Source organism: Arcanobacterium phocisimile (assembly GCF_016904675.1).
In the GTDB taxonomy this organism is placed as follows: domain Bacteria; phylum Actinomycetota; class Actinomycetes; order Actinomycetales; family Actinomycetaceae; genus Arcanobacterium; species Arcanobacterium phocisimile.
In genome coordinates, this window is the sequence record NZ_CP070228.1 from 396,578 (window position 1) to 415,516 (window position 18,939).

Here is an 18,939-nt window from a genome sequence, read left to right on the forward strand (position 1 = left end):
TTTCACTGAAACAACGGTGTCGTTGATGATCGACTTGCTTCTATCTTACTGGTAACAGTCCACAAGCGGGCAGTAGTGCGACAGGCCAATAGTTGCATACAGCTTTCGCTAGCAACGATCAGCGAGCAAATACCGCATCGATAATTGCTTGTGCTTCCGCCTGATGGATCTTACCTAAACCAGTTGCGGTTGCAGCGGCAGCGGCACGCGAAATCGGCTTGACCAGCAATCCCATCGGCAAGAACATTTCTAGGGCCAGATGCGGCCAGGCGCCTTGATTCGCTGGCTCATCTTGCGCCCAAATGAGATCGGCACCCGGATACTTTGCCAACTCGTCAGTCAATTCCTTCACTGGGTTCGGGTAGAGCTGTTCGATACGGACAATAGCAACCGAGGTGTCATTATCCTTTTCGCGACGATTGAGCAGATCGTAATACAACCGGCCGGTGCACAGCACCACGCGAGTGACATGCAGGTCAGTGCGATGCTCGCCGATAACCGGCTGGAATGTGCCAGTTGTGAAATCTGCTACCTGCGATACAGCACCCTTACGGCGAAGCAGTTGCTTCGGCGTGATAGCAATGAGTGGCTTGCGTGGGCGGGAGTATGCTTGCCGGCGCAACATATGGAAGTGATTGGCTGGCGTCGATGGTTGAACAACAAACATATTGTTCTCAGCACACAGCTGGAGATAGCGTTCGATGCGTGCCGAGGAGTGATCCGGGCCTTGACCTTCATACCCATGGGGCAACATGAGTACAAGGGAAGACTTCTGATTCCATTTTTGGTCCGCTGAGGAAATGAATTCGTCAACCACGGTTTGTGCTCCGTTGGCGAAGTCGCCGAACTGAGCTTCCCACACCACCAATGCATCTGGACGCTCCACCGAGTATCCATATTCGAACGCCATCACTGAGTATTCCGAGAGCGGTGAATCGTGGATTTCTAGGCATGCTTGATCTTCGGTGAGATGCTGAAGCGGGGTCCATTCCTTACCGGTTCCTTCACCGTGCGAAATTGCATGGCGTTGAACGAAGGTGCCGCGGCGTACATCTTGGCCAGACATTCGCACCGGCACGCCTTCGATGAGCAGGGAACCGAATGCCAGGAGTTCGCCAAAGCCCCAGTCGATATTGCCCTTGGTGGACATTTCGTTGCGCTTTTCGAACAACTGCATGACCTTTTTGTGCGGCGTGAAACCCTCTGGAACTTGGACGTGAGCGGCGCCGATACGAGCCATGATTCCTGGCGTCGTCGCAGTCTGCCAACCGATCATTGCTGAGTCATCCTCTTGCGAATGCGGCTGGCCGAGTGAAACAGCCGCCTGGATTTCAGACTTGGTCAACGTATCATCCGATTCGCGTACTGAGTTCAACGCACGGTCGAGCGTTTCGTGATAGGTGTTCTCGAGTTCTGCGACTTCTTCGGAGGTCATATCGCCACGGCCGATGAGTGCTTCGGCGTAGATACGGCGCGTGGTGCGCTTGGCATCAACCAAGGAGTACATTACTGGCTGGGTCATCGATGGATCGTCACCTTCGTTGTGCCCACGACGACGGTAGCAGGTGATGTCGATAATGACGTCTTTATGGAACTCTTCACGGAACTCTTGGGCCATACGAGCTACTCGTGCCACAGCTTCTGGATCATCGCCATTGACGTGGAAAATCGGTAGCTGAAGACCTTTAGCCATATCAGTGGTGTAGCGTGAAGAACGACCAAGCGACGGGGCAGTGGTGAAACCAATCTGATTATTGACCACGATGTGAATGGTTCCGCCATTCTTATATCCTGGCAGCTGTGAAAGGTTGAAGGTTTCCCAGACGACTCCTTGGCCAGAGAATGCCGCATCGCCGTGAATGAGAATTGGTAGCACAGGGTAGAACGAATCCTTGACCCCAATAAGGTCGTGTTTTCCACGGACGATACCCTGTAAAACGCCGTCGGCAGCTTCCAGATGTGACGGGTTCGCCGCAAGGTAGACGCCGACTTTGTCGCCACGTGGAGAAATATAGGTTCCCTCTGTGCCTAGGTGATACTTGACATCGCCTGAGCCTTGAACGGAAGATGGATCGATTCGGCCGTCGAATTCGCTAAAGACTTGCGCATAGGATTTGCCGGCAATATTCGTGAGCACATTGAGTCGGCCGCGGTGAGCCATGCCGATAGCGACATCGCTTAAACCAGATTCGGCTGCCCCTTCGAGGATTGAATCGAGGGCCGGAATCAAGGATTCGCCACCTTCGAGGGAGAATCGTTTCTGACCGATGTATTTCGTTTGGAGGAAAGACTCGAAGGCTTCTGCTTCATTGAGCTTAGTAAGTATCCGGCGACGCTGTTCCAGGGTTGCTGGTTCGGCTGGGCGTTCGAGTCGCTTTTGGAACCACTTGCGTTGAGCGGGATCTTGAATATGCATGTATTCAATGCCGACCGTGCGACAATAGGCTTCGCGCAGTTGATCGAGGATCTGCCGTAACGTCAGGTGGGAGGAGTTGGCGAAACCGCCGGTAGGGAAGGAGCGATCGAGATCCCACAGTGTCAAACCATAGGAGCTGATTTCCAAGTCTGGATGACGGCGGACGTGGAATGACAATGGATCGGTGTCGGCAATCAAATGCCCACGTTGCCGGTAGGCGTGGATAAGTTCGGCAATACGTGCCGGCTTTCCGAGTTCTCGTTTGGCATCGTATTCAACGTCAGTTTCCCATACGAATGGCTTGTATGGAATATGGAGCGCCACATAGACGCGATCATAGAAGCCATCCAAACCTAATAGTTTGTTTTCCATCAGGCGTAAGAATCGGCCCGAAGTTGCTCCCTGAATAACGCGATGATCGTAGGTGGAGGTAATATGGACGACCTTTGAGACTCCCATACGTGCAAGTTGGGTTTCGGCAGTACCTGCAAATGCCGGTGGATATACCATCGAACCGACCCCGACAATCAAGCCTTGGCCTTTCATTAAACGCGGAATCGAATGTGTGGTTCCCAGACCACCTGGGTTCGTGAGTGAAACTGTGGTGCCTTGGTAATCCTCGATAGTTAAGGTGTTATCTCGTCCGCGTTTGATCAGTTCCTCGAAGGCAACGAGGAACTCAGAGAACGTCATATGCTCTGCATCTTTAATGGATGGAACAACGAGGGTGCGTTCTCCGTTTGGTTTGGTGACGTCGATGGCGATACCGAGATTCACCGACGATGGTTTTACGAGCGTAGGTTTGCCGGCGTCGTTGAGCATGTAGGAGTAGTTCATCTCCGGCATTTCAGAAAGGGCTTCGACCATTGCGTAGGCGATGAGATGGGTGAAGGAAACCTTTCCGCCGCGTGTTGAGGCAAGGTATTTGTTGATCACTCTGCGGTTGTCGAACATGACGCGCGCTGGCAGAGCGCGCACACTGGTAGCAGTCGGTAATTCAAGCGAAGAGTCCATGTTCTTCGAAAGCCCACGATCTACTCCTTTGAGCGCTACATATTCAGGATGATCTTGTTCGAAGATCTGTCCGACTTTCGGTTTGAGGTCAAACTGTTTCGCATAGGGAGTTACAGCGGGTTGTGCTGCAGAGCGTGGCTGAGGTGGAAGATCGGAACGAGTGACATTGGTTGACGCAGTAACTTCACGCGCATGTGTTGAATGAATTGAGAGCTGAGCTTGCTGGGTCTCTTCAGATACTTCGGGGTCGTGACCGGCGTCAGTGGTGAGTGGAGTGCGTCCAGATGCTTGCCAGTTGCGAAACATTTCTTTCCACTGGGGGCCAACACTGTGCGGATCGGATAAATATGAGGAATAAAGATCCTCGATGAAGCTCTGATTCGCTCCAAAATCTTCTGAATGTGTTGACGTCACTGTCTTTGCCTCGCTAGCCAATCGAAGAGATATCTTAACTTCAAACTATACCCGATTATCGAGGTCTTTACAGGAGACAAACAGAGATAAATCGTGAGGTAAAGAGGAATTGTGGAAATTAACTCCGGGATTAAGACATCTCTACGCTAGGATATTGTCTATGACAAATGACGTTGGTGATAGGTCGTGCTAGTAGATCTGATTTTGCTCGGTATCGGTGTTCTCTTGACGTTGGGCACCGCAGTCTTTGTGGCTGCTGAGTTCTCATTCGTTGCACTTGATCCGGCCACTGTGGACGCTAAGGCTCAAGAAGGTGATCCGCATGCAAAGAAAGTCACCAAAGCCTTACATCATCTTTCGCTTCAGCTTTCAGCATGCCAAGTAGGTATCACCATCACGACTATCTTGTTGGGATATGTGGCACAAGCCCCACTTCAGGAACTATTTGCAAAATTTTTAGGAAACACCCCGTTGAGTTCCGCCGCAGCACTAGCAACCGGAGTAGTTTTCGCCTTCATCGTGGTGAATTTGTTTTCCATGGTTTTTGGCGAGTTAGTGCCTAAGAACATGGCTTTAGCTGCCCCATTGCGCACTGCTGCCTTGGTTTCCCTACCGCTTCGGGGTTTTACTCTTATTTTCAAACCGCTTATTGTTGTCCTTAATAATTCAGCAAACTGGATTTTGCACCGTTTCGGAATTGAAGTTGCGGAAGAGCTTTCGGGGGCGCGTTCTGCCACCGAGCTTTCTGCATTGGTGCGACGCTCAGCTGAGCAGGGAACTCTTGATGTCTCCACAGCACGGCTACTGACGCGATCGATTGATATTGGTGCATTGACTGCTGTCGATGTCATGACCGATCGAGGGCGAGTCAATCATCTTGACGTCGATCAAACGGCAGCTGATGTTATCGATCTTGCCCGCGTTACGGGACATTCACGCTTCCCGGTCATTGGTGAAGATATGGATGACATCCGCGGAATCGTCAACCTGCGCCGGGCGATAGCAGTTCCGTTCGAACGCCGTGCAGAGGTGAGTGTCACGTCGTCGTCGCTCATGATTCCAGTCCCTCGTGTTCCAGAAACTCTCGAACTGGCGCCACTCTTGGTACGCCTGCGGGCCTCTGGGTCACAAGTAGCGGTTGTTGTTGATGAATACGGTGGGGTCTCTGGCATTGTGACGCTTGAAGACGTTATCGAAGAAATCGTTGGCGATGTTGCGGACGAACATGATGGTTCCGACACACAATCGCGGGTCTTGGCGACCGGAGAAACCATTGTTCCTGGGCTCATGCGACCAGATGAAATTAGTCGGGAGTTCGGCATCGGTATTCCAGATGATGGGCCGTGGGAAACTGTCGGTGGTTGGATAATGGCTGGATTAGGCAAGATTCCTGACGTCGGTGACAAATTTGTTGACGACGGTATCACGGCGTGTGTTGAAAAAATGGATGGTCGTCGCGTTGAGACAGTGCGACTCACAGTAACCCAGCAGCAGGAGGAAGCAGAATGAACCTCGGACCTTCGTTGCTCATTACTTTCGGACTGCTCGCTGCCAACGCCTATTTCGTGGGCGCAGAATTTGCGATTATGGGATCGCGGCGCTCGCGTATCGAACCGTTAGCAGAAAACGGCAAGAAGAGCGCACGGACAGTTCTCTATGCGCTTGAACATGTCACACTGATGCTGGCAACCTGTCAGTTAGGTGTTACCATTGCGTCAGTGGCGCTCGGAGCTGTCGCTGAACCAGCGATCGCCCACGCGATCGATGGGCCTATAGAAAACTTGGGTGTGCCAGAGTCGATGGTTCATCCAATAGCTATCGTCATTGCGCTTTTGTTGGTTGTTTATGCACATGTTGTTATTGGCGAGATGGTTCCGAAAAATCTTGCGGTGACTAATCCGGAACGTACAGCGTTGATATTGGGGCCACCGTTAGTGTTCATTTCTAAACTTTTTTACCCGGTTGTGGCTTCGATGAATTGGGTGGCTAATCATGTGATTCGGCTTTTTGGTTATGAACCTAAAAGCGAAGTAGCTTCAGCCTTCACCGCAGATGAAGTGGCTTCTATTGTTGAAGTTTCCCGAGCAGCTGGAGTGTTAGATGCCGACGTGGGGCTGATTTCTTCGGCAATCGAGTTTTCGGAACAGACCGCCGTGGAATTAATGGTTTCCGAAGAAGATCTTGAAACGGTCCCTGATTCGCTTACTCCAGAGGAGTTAGAGGATCGGGTGGCGCATACAGGGTATTCACGGTTCCCGGTGGTGGCTTCCAATGGGGTGTTGATCGGTTATGTTCATGTGAAAGATATTCTGGATATTGCGCCAGAAAATCGCTTTGATCCTATTCCTGGCTGGAAGATTCGCCGCTTGGTAACGGTAGATCCTGACGATGAGATCGAAACCGCAATGCGTGTCATGCAGCAGGCCGGTGCTCACATGGCGGAAGTGAACCTTAAAGATGGCTCACAGGGTGTCATTTTCCTGGAAGATGTCCTCGAAGAATTAATCGGAGAAGTGCGCGACGCCATGCAACGCTGACATGTGTTTGCTGTCACTGCAAAGTGGTGTAGCACAATTGTTATCAAACCGTTATTATAGTCAATGGTTACGAAACTACTGTTTTAGGGGAAGCGCGTGAGCGAAAAATCTACTCGGCCTACTCGCCGTGAATTGCGGCTTGCGCGCATCGCTGAAGAATCACGGCGTAAATCCACGGATATTTCATCGGAATCCACAGTGGTTATTCCTGTGGCTCAGTCAATGCTGGAAACTGCACCTACAGTTGATGATGATGCAACTAAACATCCTTGTGTTACCGTGGCGCAGAGCAACGATTCCGTGGCGGTTGCCAAGAGCAAAAATTTTTCTCCTCAAGGATCTAGTATTCGTTCTGCCTATGCCTATGCTCGCGAGATCTTTTCTCGGCCAAAGAACCTTCGCACTGTTACTTCCACCGCCTGTGTTTTCGCTTTAGCAGTGGGATGCGGTTTAACGCTCGGTTCTTATGGTTTTGAAATTGCTGCGCAAGCAAACTCTATCGAATCAGATTTTGCCGGGGGAGATGTTGAAGGCTCGCAAACCCCCACTAGCCTTCGATCGCTTTCAAGTGCTGCTGATTCTGCCCGCTTCAAAGCTTATGAAGAGAAATTTTCTGGAAATGCTGTAGTATGTGAAACGGTATCAAGCGCCAATTCTTTGACGTCGTTTGCACGCAATAATCTCAACAAGCTCATTCATCCTATGGCGGCTGGAACATTCCAAGAATCTTCACCATTTGGTTGGCGGATTCACCCGCTCTATGGAACATCGAAGCTTCATGAGGGAGTTGATTTCTCGGCAGCGATCGGCACACCAATTTATGCTGTAGCTGACGGTAAGGTTGTGTTCTCTGGGGCAAGCAGCGAAACCTTTGGCGATCCGGTCGTTGTTATCGAGCATAATATTGATGGTGAAGTATTCACTTCGTGGTATCTGCACTCGTATGCTTCTGGAATCTTTGTTAACGAGGGTGACGTTGTTCGCCTCGGTGATCGTATCGCTGACGTTGGAAATAGTGGCCGTTCGACCGGTCCGCATTTGCACTTTGAGATTCATCCAGGTGCGTATGCTGGATTTACTGGGCCAGGTCCAGTTGATCCGATGAGCTTCTTGAAGGAACAAGGAGCTGTAGATATTAATGACGTGTGCGGAGTTAAATAACGCAGATGACACAATCTCGGCTATGGGGCTACGCCTCTGATCCAGTATTAATTGCGCATCGTGGTGGCGGACAAGAAGCTCCCGAAAATTCTCGACAGGCGTTTTCCCGCCTGAATGATCTGGGTCTATCCCATATCGAAACTGATGTTCACAGTACTAAAGATAGCGTCGCCGTCGTCATTCACGATCCAATTCTCGATCGAGTGTCTGACGGACATGGCAGAGTTTCGCAGTACACGTGGGATGAGCTTCGACGTTATCGGGATCATTCTGGCCAACCATTGATGCGGTTAGATGAGGCTCTCGACGAGTTTTCACATTTGGTCTTCAATATCGATGCTAAGGAAAACCGCGTCATTGAGCCATTAATATCTGCTATCAAACACACAGGAGCTCAGAAACGGGTGTCTCTCGCCTCGTTTTCGGAACGTAGATTAGTGCAGTTACGGCAAAAGCTCCCCGGAGTCTCATCGTCGATGGGTATTTCCGCCGTCGCAAAATTAATCGCTGCTGCGAATGTTCCTGGTAGTCTACGTTCGGCAATACTGCGGTTGTTACCGGCAGCTGACGACGGTGTGCATGCTGTTCAAGTGCCGGAATCGTTTCGCGGAATCAAAATTGTGGACGAAAAGTTTGTCGAACTTGTGCACTCATTGAAGATGGCCGTACATGTGTGGACAGTAAACGACGAAGAACATGCAGCACAGCTAGTTGATCTTGGGGTAGACGGAATCATTACCGACATTCCATCGGCACTACGCCATATTGTGTGAAAAGTACCCCGAACTGGATTCGAACCAGCGACCTTCTGCTCCGGAGGCAGACGCTCTATCCCCTGAGCTATCGGGGCTCAGACCTAGATAGCTTAACAGGAATTGACGGGGAAGAAAAATAGGAATCGGCCACCAGCGTCGAAAATCACCTGAATGTGTCCAAGCGCATGAGCAATTGTACGTGTGAGATAGAAATAATGGTTGGTTAGCCAGATACACTTGGAGTATGACTCCAGAAGAACTTAAATCATTGATTTATACCATCATTCAAAATGCGGCTAGTGCGGGCGAGATCAATCTTGATCCGAACGAGATTCCGGAAGTTCGAGTAGAACGTCCGCGTGTTCGCGAACATGGCGATTGGTCAACCAACGTTGCTATGCAGTTGGGTAAGAAGGCCGGAATGAATCCGCGCGAATTTGCGCAACTTGTTGTTGATAAGCTGGTCGAAGATGCCGGTATTGATCATGCAGAAATTGCGGGTCCTGGATTCATCAACATCACCGTGAACGCCGCTGCCGCTGGAGAGCTCGCTCGAAACATTGTTGAAACTGGCGAGGCATACGGCCAAGGAACAGCGCTTGCTGGCCACGTTATTAATCTTGAATATGTTTCAGCTAATCCAACTGGTCCGATCCACATTGGTGGCGCGCGGTGGGCTGCTGTAGGCGACTCGCTTGCTCGTATTTTGACCGCCTCGGGCGCATCAGTTGTCCGCGAATACTACTTCAACGATCACGGCTCCCAAATTGACCGCTTCGCCAAGTCACTTTTGGCTCGTGCGCGCGGTCAGGAAGCTCCGGAAGATGGCTACGGCGGTCAGTACATTGAAGATATCGCTGAGGCTGTGTTAGCTGCGAACGAAGAAGGTAATAAGTTACTTGAACAAGATGATGCTCAAGCTCAAGAGTTCTTCCGTCAGCATGGCGTTACGCGAATGTTTGGCGAAATCAAGAAGGAATTGGCGAACTTCCGCGTCGAGTTCGATGTTTTCTTCCATGAAGATACCTTGCATGAGTCCGGTGCAGTTGATCAGGCTATCTCGCAGTTGCGTGACAAAGGCGTGATTTTCGAATCCGAAGGTGCAACCTGGATTCGTACCACCGATTTTGGTGACGATAAAGATCGAGTCATTATCAAGTCCGACGGCGATGCCGCATACTTTGCCGGCGATATTGCGTATTACTTGGACAAGCGTGAGCGCGGAGCCGACCACGTTGTCATTATGCTTGGCGCTGACCACCACGGCTACATTGGCCGTATGTACGCGATGGCTCGTGCCTTCGGCGATACTGCTGGTAAGGGTGAAAACATGGAGATCCTTATCGGTCAGCTCGTCAACCTAGTCAAGGATGGCCAGCCAGTACGCATGTCTAAGCGTGCCGGAACCATTGTTGTGCTTTCGGATCTCGTTGATGCTGCAGGTGTGGATGCTGCTCGTTACTCCCTGGTACGCGCCGCTATGGATACCACACTGGAAATCGACCTTGGGCTTATCTCCTCCCGCACCAACGAAAACCCGGTTTACTATGTGCAGTATGCGCATGCGCGCACCAAGTCCGTTGATGCGAATGCGACCGCTCATGGTGTCACCCGGGATAGTTTTGTTCCTTCTTTGCTTGATACACCGGCAGATTCGGAACTCATCGCAAAACTGGCACAGTTCCCGGAGATTGTTGCCCAGTCGGCTCAGCTTCGCGAACCGCACCGTGTAGCACGCTACCTTGAAGAAGTCGCGGGTGCTTACCACGCATGGTATGGCAATTCGCGTGTGACTCCGCGTGCGGATGAGGAAGTCACAGATGTTCATCGCACCCGGTTGTGGCTCAATGATGCAGCAGGTCAAGTTCTTGCCAATGGCTTGAAGCTGCTTGGCGTTAGTGCTCCAGACAAGATGTAGGTTTGCTGACCGTATGCGGCTGCTAACTGATTACGCGCGGGTTCGAGTTCCAGCTAGTGCTGTGCTGTGTTCCGATAGTGAAGGCGAGCACATCAGTGTTGCGTTCGAGTTGTGGGACGACTACGCGGCAACAGTAACTGTGGGGGAGAGCCGAGCGACGATCACTGGTCCTAGTAAGGATGTGGCGCCACGAGATGGCCAACATCCGACGATTATGGCTATGTTGGCAACGTTGGACAAGCTACAAGCTCCGCAGGCAGGTATTGCGCTTATTGGCCAAACACAAATACCGCCTGCGGTTGGCTTGGGTGCACGCTCGGCAGCGATTGTGGCCGGTATCAGTCTGGTGCGAGAGCTAGTGGGCAACCCGGAAGATTTTTCCGACGCCGATGCGTTCGAGCTAGCGATATCGTTGGGTGCTTCGCCGGCGCGTGTGCCGGCAATCATACAAGGTGGAGTAAGTCTGTCCTGGAACGACGGCGATGTGCACCGGGCTGTTTCGATACCGCAGGATTCGCCGTTGGCCACGACGCTACTGGTAGCCCACCGTCGTTCTACGACCGGTTCGCGATATGCGCGCGGTCCGGTTGCGGCCCTCACGCATGCGTTGACGCAAGATCCGCAGTTATTGTCGAGTTTGTGCCAACGGGTGATTACGCAGGGATCTGATGATAAAGCGGTTGTTTACAACGGCTATTTTCTCGAAGCGCTACACAAAGCACAATGGCCAGCGGTTTTTGCCGGCAGCGGACCTGCGATCGTGCTTTTTGCAGATCTGAGTCCTGATTTGCAAAAACGGTTCACCGGCGAAGGGTATGTCTGTATTGCAACTTCGGTCGCAAACTCTCGGCTCGACGATTGAATGTGATTGTCGCCATTACGTGGCGTATTCAAGTTATCTTGTGTACACTTGAGAACAGCGAACGGCTGTTTTTGACTGCTTTGCAGTTTCGATAAAGCCAGAGTTCGCCCGGCTGATGTATATTCTCGCCGTTTATCCTTGATCCTTAAGCCGTCATGGTTTGATTATGTCTAGAAGGCCCTCAGGGCCACCGAGGAAGGAACCTCGTGAGCGAAACAACTACTGGTCGTAAGCCCGCACTGTCTACAATGCGGCTACCGGAACTCAAAGAACTCGCAGCTTCGATGGGCATTGGAATGCCGCCGAAGTCTCGAAAGGCAGATTATATTGCTGCCATCCGAAGTAACTCAGCTTCACAAAACTCTCAGAAGAGTAAGCAGGACCGTGCTACACAAACCGAAGAACGCGAGCCACAGGCACCGACGTCCGAAGCAACGGAAACTGAAAAATCTGAGAACCGCAAAGCTTCTCGATCCCGCAAGGTAGAGATCGAGCTTCCAGAAGAAGGGCGCGGCCGTAACCGCCGGGATCGCACCAACGATCGTCGTCGAAATAACAAATCAAAGATGACCGAAGAAGAAAAGGCCGCCGCACTCGACGCGCTAGGTGAAGCTGCTGAGCGTCGCGCTGAAGAGGGTCGTAGCCCAGAGCAGAACAACGACGAAGATGATTCACGTAATCGCCGTGATCGTAACCGTAATCGTCGTGATCGGAACAACCGTCGTGATCGGAACAACCGTCGCGATCGCCACCAGGACAACAACGATAACGACAACAATCAAGAGCAGACGTCGACCGAAGACGTCCTTATCCCGGTTGCTGGAATTCTCGACATCGACGGCAATAATGCCTACTTGCGCACCGGCGGATACTTGCCTGGCAAGAATGACGCCTATGTTTCTGCGCAGACTATCCGCCGCTACGGCTTGCGTCGCGGTGACGCAGTCCAAGGCTCGGTTCGTCCGCATGCGGAAAATTCGCGCGGTCGCCAGCACAAGTACAATCCGCTTGTCGATGTGGAAACGATTAACGGTCTGAGTGTTGAAGATGCTGCCTTGCGTCCAGAATTCAACAAGCTCACCCCGTTGTATCCACAAGAGATGCTTCGCCTGGAAACAACGCAAAAGGCATTGACCACCCGTATGATCGATTTGGTTGCACCAATCGGCAAGGGCCAGCGTGGTCTGATTGTCTCCCCGCCAAAGGCTGGAAAAACTGTTGTTATGCAGCAGATCGCAATGGCGATTTCGAACAATGATCCAGACGTGCATTTGATGGTTGTTCTTGTTGATGAACGCCCAGAAGAAGTCACCGATATGCAGCGCTTGGTCAAGGGTGAAGTCATTGCTTCGACCTTCGATCGCCCAGCTACCGATCACACAATCGTTGCTGAACTTGCTGTTGAACGCGCGAAGCGTTTGGTTGAGCTTGGCCAGGACGTTGTGATTTTGCTCGATTCGTTGACTCGTTTATCGCGTGCATACAACTTGGCTGCGCCTGCGTCTGGCCGTATTCTCTCTGGTGGTGTAGATGCTGGAGCTCTCTATCCGCCAAAGAAGTTCTTTGGTGCTGCCCGTAATATTGAAAACGGCGGTTCGCTCACCATTATTGCTTCGGCGCTTGTAGAAACTGGCTCGAAGATGGATGAAGTTATTTTCGAAGAGTTCAAGGGCACCGGCAACATGGAATTGCGCTTGTCTCGTCAGCTAGCTGACCGTCGTATCTTCCCAGCAGTCGATATTAACGCTTCAGGTACCCGCCGTGAAGAGCAGTTGCTCTCGCCAGAGGAGCTGAAGATTATGTGGCACTTGCGTCGCGGATTAGGCCAGATGGAAGTCCAAGAAGCATCTGATCAGCTACTTGGCCGGATGCGTAAGACTGAATCGAACTCGGCATTGTTGATGTCGATTGTTCGCGGCGTCCAAGGCGCAGGAGTGGACGAGTAGGTCCTAGCAATCCTTCGATATTCCCCATGATATTACTCACGACAGGTGGGCACTATCATGGGGAATATGATGTAATAATGAGTCGGCTATTGGTTCACCACATGGCCGCTTGGTGTGAAAACCCCAAGCAATCCACGAAAAATCCGTATTTTTCGGGTGCGATGTGGACCCAAGGCAGAAAACGATCCAAGGAGATTTCCTATGAAAAAAGGTATTCACCCAGATTACGCACCAGTGCATGTGACGTGTACGTGCGGCAATGAATTTGAAACCCGCTCCACCATCCAAGGTGGAGAGTTGCGTGTTGACGTCTGCTCAGCATGCCACCCGTTCTACACCGGAAAGCAGAAGATTCTGGACACCGGTGGTCGCGTGGCTCGCTTCGAAGCACGCTACGGCAAGCGCGCAAATTAGCTTCTCTTACAAACGCCGGTACGATTTGTCGTGCCGGCGTTTGTTTTACGCGTAAAGTAAGAAAAGAGTTTCACCAGCTGGTGGCAACCGACGCCCAGTCGATAATCAAAGGACAGCAATGAGTGCATTTCCCGCAGCAGATGCGATGGTAGCGGAATATCTAGATATCGAGAGCCAGATGTCGTCCCCGGACGTGATTTCGCGTCCGGAAAAATTGCGCAGTCTCGGGCGTCGATACGCCCAACTCGGCCGCGTAGTAAGCCGATATCGCACATGGGAAAAGGCCCAAGCTGACCTCGATGATATTCGGGAAATCATTGAAATCGGCGGCGAAGACGGCGAACTATTTGAATCCGAATTACCCCGTTTGGAAAAGGAAGCAGCTGAGGCTGCAGCAAGTTTGCGTGACGCATTGATTCCACGCGACCCAGACGATTCGCGAGACGCTATCTTGGAAGTAAAAGCAGGCGAAGGTGGAGAAGAATCCGCGCTCTTTGCAGCAGATCTTGTACGTATGTATCAGCGTTACGCCGAATCCAAAGGTTGGAGTGTGCAAACCCTATCGTCCACCCCGACAGAGCTTGGTGGCTACAAAGATATCCAGATGGCTGTTAAAGCATCCTCGATTCCAGAAGATCCAGCTGACGGCGTGTGGGCACATCTGAAATTTGAAGCCGGAGTGCACCGTGTTCAGCGCGTGCCATCAACTGAATCCCAAGGGCGTATTCACACCTCGGCAGCTGGCGTGCTGGTCTTTGCAGAAGTTGACGAACCAGAAGAAGTTCAACTCAACGACAACGAGCTACGCATCGACGTCTACCGTTCCTCCGGTCCTGGCGGCCAGTCAGTAAACACCACAGACTCTGCAGTGCGCATCACCCACTTGCCAACCGGTATTACAGTGTCAATGCAAGATGAAAAGTCGCAGATTAAGAATCGTGAAGCGGCTATGCGTGTCTTGTTGGCACGCCTGCGTCAGCTCCAACTTGAAGAGCAGGCAGCAAAAGAAGCAGACCAACGTCGTTCCCAAGTGCGAACCGTGGACCGCTCCGAACGTGTACGCACCTACAACTTCCCCGAAAACCGCATCGCGGATCACCGCACCGGCTACAAGGCACACAACCTTGATGCAGTCCTCAACGGCGACCTCTCAGCTGTCATCGAATCCTTGCGCGTACTTGATGAAACTGAGCGCCTAGATCAGGCTGCGAAAGATGCCACCGATCCACAATAGGAATCACTTATGGCTACTTGGGGAGAAGCAGTAGCGCGGGCAACGCAACGTTTTACGGAAGCTGGTCTACCATCTGCAGATGTGGACGCCAGGCTACTTGCCGAATGGGTGAATACCCGTCGGCCAGAGCTGGCAGCCTTGCTTACTGAGGGTCAAGTATCCCAATTTGAGGATGCTATTGTGCGCCGCGAACGGCACGAACCCGTTCAGCACATTATGGGGCTGATGTGGTTTCGCTATCTTGAGCTCGTTAGCCGGCCGGGCGTCTTTATCGTCCGCCCAGAAACCGAAATGGTGACCCAAGCTGGAATTGATACGCTAGCGAAGATCAGTGAGCCTCACCCCGTCGTCGTCGATCTATGTACTGGTTCGGGGGCAATCGCGATCTCGATAGCAACTGAAGTTTCCCGCGCGCGCGTATGGGCTGTTGAACAAGACTCCAACGCCTATCAGCTAGCGCGAGTGAATAACGCGCGCTATGGTTCGCATGTTGAACTCGTCGAAGGTGATGCACGTAGCGCGTTACCAGAACTAGTGGGCAGGGTGGATGTCGTCATCACGAATCCACCATATGTTCCGTATTCGGTCGAACTACCTGCGGACGTCCTCGCCGATCCGGCAGTGGCGCTATACGGCGGTGGTGACGATGGATTAGATATTCCGCGTCAGCTCGTCACCCGCGCCTACGACCTGCTCAAGCCAAGCGGAGTGCTTATTATGGAACATAGCGATGAGCAAGGGCCAGCGTTAGTTGACTTTGCGCATCGGCACGGTTTTGTCAACGGGCACACCGGGTGCGATTTAGCTGGCAGGGACCGGTGGCTGTACGCAGAAAAAGAGGGTATGTGATGCAGGTTATTCACAGTGATCATCTGGCAACTGCGCTGGATGAAGCACGCACTGCAGTGTGCGCTGGTCAGGTTGTTTGTTTGCCTACAGATACCGTCTATGGCATCGGTGCTGACCCATTCTCTTACGACGCTGTGAGCGCACTTTTAGCGGCAAAGTCCCGTACCCGCGCAATGCCGCCACCGGTTTTGGTTGCCTCGGTTGAGCAGGCCGAAACCTTAGTGAGCCAGCTACCACAGAGCGCACGGTCGTTGATGAACGAATTTTGGCCGGGTGCACTAACGATTATTTTGCCTGCGCGTGACTCGCTCGGCTGGGATCTAGGGGAGACGTTTGGAACTGTTGGCTTGCGTATGCCCGACGACGATGTCACCGTAGCTTTCTTACAACAAGTTGGTCCGTTGGCAGTTACCTCGGCAAATAAGACCGGGCAAGAGCCAGCCACTGAGATTGCACAAGCTGTTGAACAACTAGGCGAAGCTGTGGCAGTCTACCTCGATCACGGGCGATCTCCAGGCGGTGTGCCGTCGACGATCGTGCGCTGGAACCAAGCCGATGATACGTATAGTGTCTTACGTCAAGGCGCATTGAGTCGTGCGGAGCTTGCTCGAATAGTCCACCTCGGAGATAACGCATGAGAGCATATCTATTAATCATGGTTATTGCTGGTATCGTCACGTATTTGTTGGTACCGGTGGTGCATCGTGCGGCATTGGCAGCTGGCGCGATTACTGAGATTCGCGCTCGCGACGTACACAAAGTTCCCATTGCACGTCTCGGTGGAGTGGCAATGTATCTGGGCTTTGTCATCTCCCTTGTTATTGCTTCGCAAATTCCGTATTTCCATATCGTGCTAGGCCCAGGTTCAATGGCGTGGGCGGTGGTGGCAGGTGCAGGTATTATTTGTGCCATCGGTGTAATTGACGATATCTATGAGCTGCCGTGGTATGCCAAGCTTGCTGGGCAGATGCTCGCTGCGGGTGTCATGGTGTGGTATGGCGTGCAACTCGTTAGTGTGCCGTTACTTGGCATTACTGTGGGGTCGGCTCGGTTGACTCTTTTCGTTACGATTGTTGCGGTGGTAGTTGTAGTCAATGCGGTGAATTTCATCGACGGTCTTGATGGTTTAGCTGCTGGTGTAGTGGGTATTGCGGCCTTGGCGTTTTTTGCCTACACCTATTATTTGACACGGGAAACATCGCCAGGAGATTTCACGTCGATTGCCTCAGCTTTAGTGGCGCCGCTGGTTGGTATTTGTATAGGATTCTTACCGCATAATTTCCATCCTGCGAAGATTTTTATGGGTGATTCGGGCGCATTGATGTTGGGCACGATTATTGCGGGTGCGTCGATTGTCGTGACCGGTCAGATCGACCCGGTGGCTGCGAACACTCCGCAAGCTATCCCTGCCTACATGCCGTTGATTGTGCCGTTATTAGTCTTGATTATTCCGATTGTGGATTTGGTGTGGGGAGTAGTTCGCCGCGTGGCGAAAGGGAAATCGCCTTTTTCTGCTGATGCGGGACATCTTCACCATCGGTTATTGCGCCACGGGCATTCGCATACGAATGCGGTATTGGTGCTGTATATGTGGACCGCGGTTGCTTCGTTTAGTGCAGTGAGTGCGGTGGCTTTCCCGTTGCGTTGGGTGCTACCGGCGAGTATTTTCGGTGTACTGATCGCGATAGCAGTAACATTTCAAGTTTTTGCTGCGCGTCGTGCGCGTGCCGTGGCACGGCTAAAGGAAGCGGTACACCAAACAATCCATAGTAAATCCGATGTTCCGACGGAATCATAAACCTGGTGAGCGCAGGAGCGCTCAAGAGATTATTCTGCGCTCAATTGTCTGGAATCTTGCTGCCACGATCGTCATATTTGGCGCAGTAAGTATCGGAGCGTTACTTTCGGGGTATGGACAGCTTGCAGTTTCTGTCGCGTATGGAACTGGCATCTTGCTTGCCTTAGACGTGGTCAACGCAGTGTTTTCATTTTTCACTTTTGCGCGACTGAATGCCGGGGTGACGATGGTTGGTGGCTACTTTGTTAAAATCATGATTATTGCGTTGGCGATGCAGATAATAACTCAGTTACCACTGTGTGAACCACGAGTGGTGATCATTGCCATGATGTGTGGGATTATGCTGAATTTATTGACAATTTCGGTGGTGATCATTGGCGAGGATGGGCCATCCATTAGTGCCGATGTTTAAGATATCCCACGTGTTTGTTTGCCCTTTGGCTATGGGCGATGAACTCGGGTAGAGTAAACAATGTTCATACCTTGAAGTCGCGGATGAGCGCCATTGGCGACTGCAGGTACAGTCCGTGCAATACTGAGGATTTTAAGAACTGTGTTTTCTCTTTTGAAAGCTCTGGGAGCTGCGCCGATTATTCTTGCGTCACAGTCGGGTGATTCATTCGCTCCACCGACGTTGGATCACGAGTTCAATCCCGATCCGTTGTTATTCGCGGGTACGCCATTCGAAATCCATCGCCTGCTCATGGTGCGGTTGATTGCGGTTTTTGTGCTGCTTGGGGTGATGCTTTGGTATTCACGTTCGGCCAAATTAGTGCCTTCACGTGGTCAAGCGGCAGTTGAAACATTGCTCGATTTCTCCCGCGTCCAAATCGGTGAAGAAATCCTCGGGGAAGATCAGGCAGCAAAGTACCAGCCAATGATCGCCACTGTATTTATCGGCATTCTTTTCATGAACCTCACCGGTGTTATCCCCGGGTTGCAAATCGCGGGTACTTCACTCGTCGGTATGCCACTCATTTTTGCACTGTTTGTCTTCGTCGGCTTCGTTCTTGCCGGGATTAAATCTCGGGGTTTCGGTCGGTTCTTCAAGGAACAGCTCTTTCCGTCTGGAGTGCCAAAACCAGTTTATATTCTGCTCGCTCCACTCGAATTTTTCTCAACCTTCATTCTCCGTCCGCTAACTCTTACCGTTCGTTTGCTCTCAAACATGGTTGCCGGACACTTCATTTTGGTCCTGTGCTTTTTGGGAACGCATTATCTCTATTTTGAGATCAGCGGCGTTTTTGGTGCGGGGCTAGGAAGCCTCACTCTTCTCGTAGGCGTTGTCTTCGTCGTCTTCGAGCTTTTTGTTGGCGCATTGCAAGCATATATTTTCGCTATGCTTGCTGCCGTCTACATTTCATTATCCATCTCAGAACACTGAGACAGTAACAAACAAAGGAAACATCCCATGATCGGTAACATCGCCACCATCGGTTACGGTATTGCAACCATTGGACCAGCTATCGGCATTGGTCTTATTGGTGCTAAGAACCAGGAAGCAACTGCCCGTCAGCCAGAGCTCAAGGGCTTCTTGCGTGTGAACATGATTCTGTCGATCGCATTTGCTGAAGCTCTAGGTCTGCTGGGCTTCGTGGCTGGTTTCGTTTTCGCTGCGTGA

General features: G+C 51.7%; 16 protein-coding genes and 1 tRNA gene. 15 read left to right on the plus strand and 2 right to left on the minus strand.

Annotation, left to right across the window (positions count from 1 at the left end; genetic code table 11):
* Positions 1-118 precede the first annotated feature (118 nt).
* Positions 119-3,844, minus strand: a complete 3,726-nt coding sequence (locus tag JTE88_RS01695; RefSeq protein WP_204424969.1) for a multifunctional oxoglutarate decarboxylase/oxoglutarate dehydrogenase thiamine pyrophosphate-binding subunit/dihydrolipoyllysine-residue succinyltransferase subunit — start codon at positions 3,842-3,844, stop codon at positions 119-121.
* A gap of 186 nt (positions 3,845-4,030) precedes the next feature.
* Between JTE88_RS01695 and JTE88_RS01700 the strand changes: the two genes are divergently transcribed.
* From JTE88_RS01700 to JTE88_RS01715, 4 genes are all read left to right on the plus strand, one after another.
* Positions 4,031-5,353, plus strand: a complete 1,323-nt coding sequence (locus JTE88_RS01700) for a hemolysin family protein (RefSeq protein ID WP_239519536.1) — start codon at positions 4,031-4,033, stop codon at positions 5,351-5,353.
* Positions 5,350-6,381, plus strand: coding sequence for a hemolysin family protein (locus JTE88_RS01705; protein ID WP_204424971.1), 1,032 nt, complete (start codon positions 5,350-5,352; stop codon positions 6,379-6,381). The genes JTE88_RS01700 and JTE88_RS01705 overlap by 4 nt, the downstream gene beginning before the upstream one ends.
* A 96-nt stretch (positions 6,382-6,477) precedes the next feature.
* A complete protein-coding gene (locus tag JTE88_RS01710; protein WP_204424973.1) occupies positions 6,478-7,542 on the plus strand; it encodes a M23 family metallopeptidase in 1,065 nt (354 codons plus the stop codon).
* 5 nt (positions 7,543-7,547) lie between these two features.
* Complete coding sequence (locus JTE88_RS01715; RefSeq protein ID WP_204424975.1) at positions 7,548-8,315, plus strand: glycerophosphodiester phosphodiesterase family protein; 768 nt, start codon at positions 7,548-7,550, stop codon at positions 8,313-8,315.
* 4 nt (positions 8,316-8,319) lie between these two features.
* Here JTE88_RS01715 and JTE88_RS01720 read toward each other — a convergent pair.
* A tRNA-Arg gene (locus tag JTE88_RS01720) sits at positions 8,320-8,392 on the minus strand.
* Positions 8,393-8,541: 149 nt separating this feature from the next.
* Between JTE88_RS01720 and argS the strand changes: the two genes are divergently transcribed.
* The 11 genes from argS to atpE all read left to right on the plus strand — a co-directional run bounded on the left by argS (position 8,542) and on the right by atpE (position 18,939).
* The gene (gene argS, locus JTE88_RS01725) at positions 8,542-10,215 is read left to right on the plus strand and encodes an arginine--tRNA ligase (protein WP_204424977.1); all 1,674 of its coding nucleotides are present in this window, start codon (positions 8,542-8,544) and stop codon (positions 10,213-10,215) included.
* A 13-nt stretch (positions 10,216-10,228) separates the two neighbouring features.
* Complete coding sequence (locus tag JTE88_RS01730) at positions 10,229-11,077, plus strand: GHMP family kinase ATP-binding protein (protein ID WP_204424979.1); 849 nt, start codon at positions 10,229-10,231, stop codon at positions 11,075-11,077.
* A gap of 248 nt (positions 11,078-11,325) precedes the next feature.
* Entirely contained in the window at positions 11,326-13,023 is a 1,698-nt protein-coding gene (gene rho, locus JTE88_RS01735; protein WP_204425690.1) for a transcription termination factor Rho, read from the plus strand.
* Between the two features lie 201 nt (positions 13,024-13,224).
* Positions 13,225-13,437 carry a 50S ribosomal protein L31 gene (rpmE, locus tag JTE88_RS01740; protein WP_204424981.1) on the plus strand — a complete coding sequence of 71 codons (213 nt, stop codon included), beginning with the start codon at positions 13,225-13,227 and terminating at the stop codon, positions 13,435-13,437.
* 118 nt (positions 13,438-13,555) lie between these two features.
* Complete coding sequence (gene prfA, locus JTE88_RS01745; protein WP_204424982.1) at positions 13,556-14,671, plus strand: peptide chain release factor 1; 1,116 nt, start codon at positions 13,556-13,558, stop codon at positions 14,669-14,671.
* A 9-nt stretch (positions 14,672-14,680) separates the two neighbouring features.
* Positions 14,681-15,520 (plus strand): peptide chain release factor N(5)-glutamine methyltransferase, encoded by an 840-nt coding sequence (gene prmC / locus JTE88_RS01750; protein WP_204424983.1) that lies wholly within the window; start codon positions 14,681-14,683, stop codon positions 15,518-15,520.
* Positions 15,520-16,158 carry an L-threonylcarbamoyladenylate synthase gene (locus JTE88_RS01755; RefSeq protein ID WP_204425692.1) on the plus strand — a complete coding sequence of 213 codons (639 nt, stop codon included), beginning with the start codon at positions 15,520-15,522 and terminating at the stop codon, positions 16,156-16,158. The genes prmC and JTE88_RS01755 overlap by 1 nt, the downstream gene beginning before the upstream one ends.
* Positions 16,155-17,318 carry an MraY family glycosyltransferase gene (locus tag JTE88_RS01760; protein ID WP_204424984.1) on the plus strand — a complete coding sequence of 388 codons (1,164 nt, stop codon included), beginning with the start codon at positions 16,155-16,157 and terminating at the stop codon, positions 17,316-17,318. Before JTE88_RS01755 ends, JTE88_RS01760 begins: the two co-directional genes overlap by 4 nt.
* Positions 17,299-17,730 (plus strand): hypothetical protein, encoded by a 432-nt coding sequence (locus tag JTE88_RS01765; protein WP_204424985.1) that lies wholly within the window; start codon positions 17,299-17,301, stop codon positions 17,728-17,730. The genes JTE88_RS01760 and JTE88_RS01765 overlap by 20 nt, the downstream gene beginning before the upstream one ends.
* A 141-nt stretch (positions 17,731-17,871) precedes the next feature.
* Positions 17,872-18,702, plus strand: a complete 831-nt coding sequence (gene atpB / locus JTE88_RS01770) for a F0F1 ATP synthase subunit A (RefSeq protein WP_239519537.1) — start codon at positions 17,872-17,874, stop codon at positions 18,700-18,702.
* Between the two features lie 27 nt (positions 18,703-18,729).
* Entirely contained in the window at positions 18,730-18,939 is a 210-nt protein-coding gene (gene atpE / locus JTE88_RS01775; RefSeq protein WP_091278578.1) for an ATP synthase F0 subunit C, read from the plus strand.

Coding starts and splice junctions, on each gene's coding strand:
- JTE88_RS01730 (WP_204424979.1), top strand. CDS start 10,229: ATGCGGCTGCTAACTGATTACGCGCGGGTTCGAGTTCCAGCTAGTGCT.
- rho (WP_204425690.1), top strand. CDS start 11,326: ATGCGGCTACCGGAACTCAAAGAACTCGCAGCTTCGATGGGCATTGGA.
- JTE88_RS01715 (WP_204424975.1), top strand. CDS start 7,548: ATGACACAATCTCGGCTATGGGGCTACGCCTCTGATCCAGTATTAATT.
- prfA (WP_204424982.1), top strand. CDS start 13,556: ATGAGTGCATTTCCCGCAGCAGATGCGATGGTAGCGGAATATCTAGAT.
- JTE88_RS01765 (WP_204424985.1), top strand. CDS start 17,299: ATGTTCCGACGGAATCATAAACCTGGTGAGCGCAGGAGCGCTCAAGAG.
- atpE (WP_091278578.1), top strand. CDS start 18,730: ATGATCGGTAACATCGCCACCATCGGTTACGGTATTGCAACCATTGGA.
- JTE88_RS01760 (WP_204424984.1), top strand. CDS start 16,155: ATGAGAGCATATCTATTAATCATGGTTATTGCTGGTATCGTCACGTAT.
- prmC (WP_204424983.1), top strand. CDS start 14,681: ATGGCTACTTGGGGAGAAGCAGTAGCGCGGGCAACGCAACGTTTTACG.
- JTE88_RS01755 (WP_204425692.1), top strand. CDS start 15,520: ATGCAGGTTATTCACAGTGATCATCTGGCAACTGCGCTGGATGAAGCA.
- JTE88_RS01705 (WP_204424971.1), top strand. CDS start 5,350: ATGAACCTCGGACCTTCGTTGCTCATTACTTTCGGACTGCTCGCTGCC.
- rpmE (WP_204424981.1), top strand. CDS start 13,225: ATGAAAAAAGGTATTCACCCAGATTACGCACCAGTGCATGTGACGTGT.
- argS (WP_204424977.1), top strand. CDS start 8,542: ATGACTCCAGAAGAACTTAAATCATTGATTTATACCATCATTCAAAAT.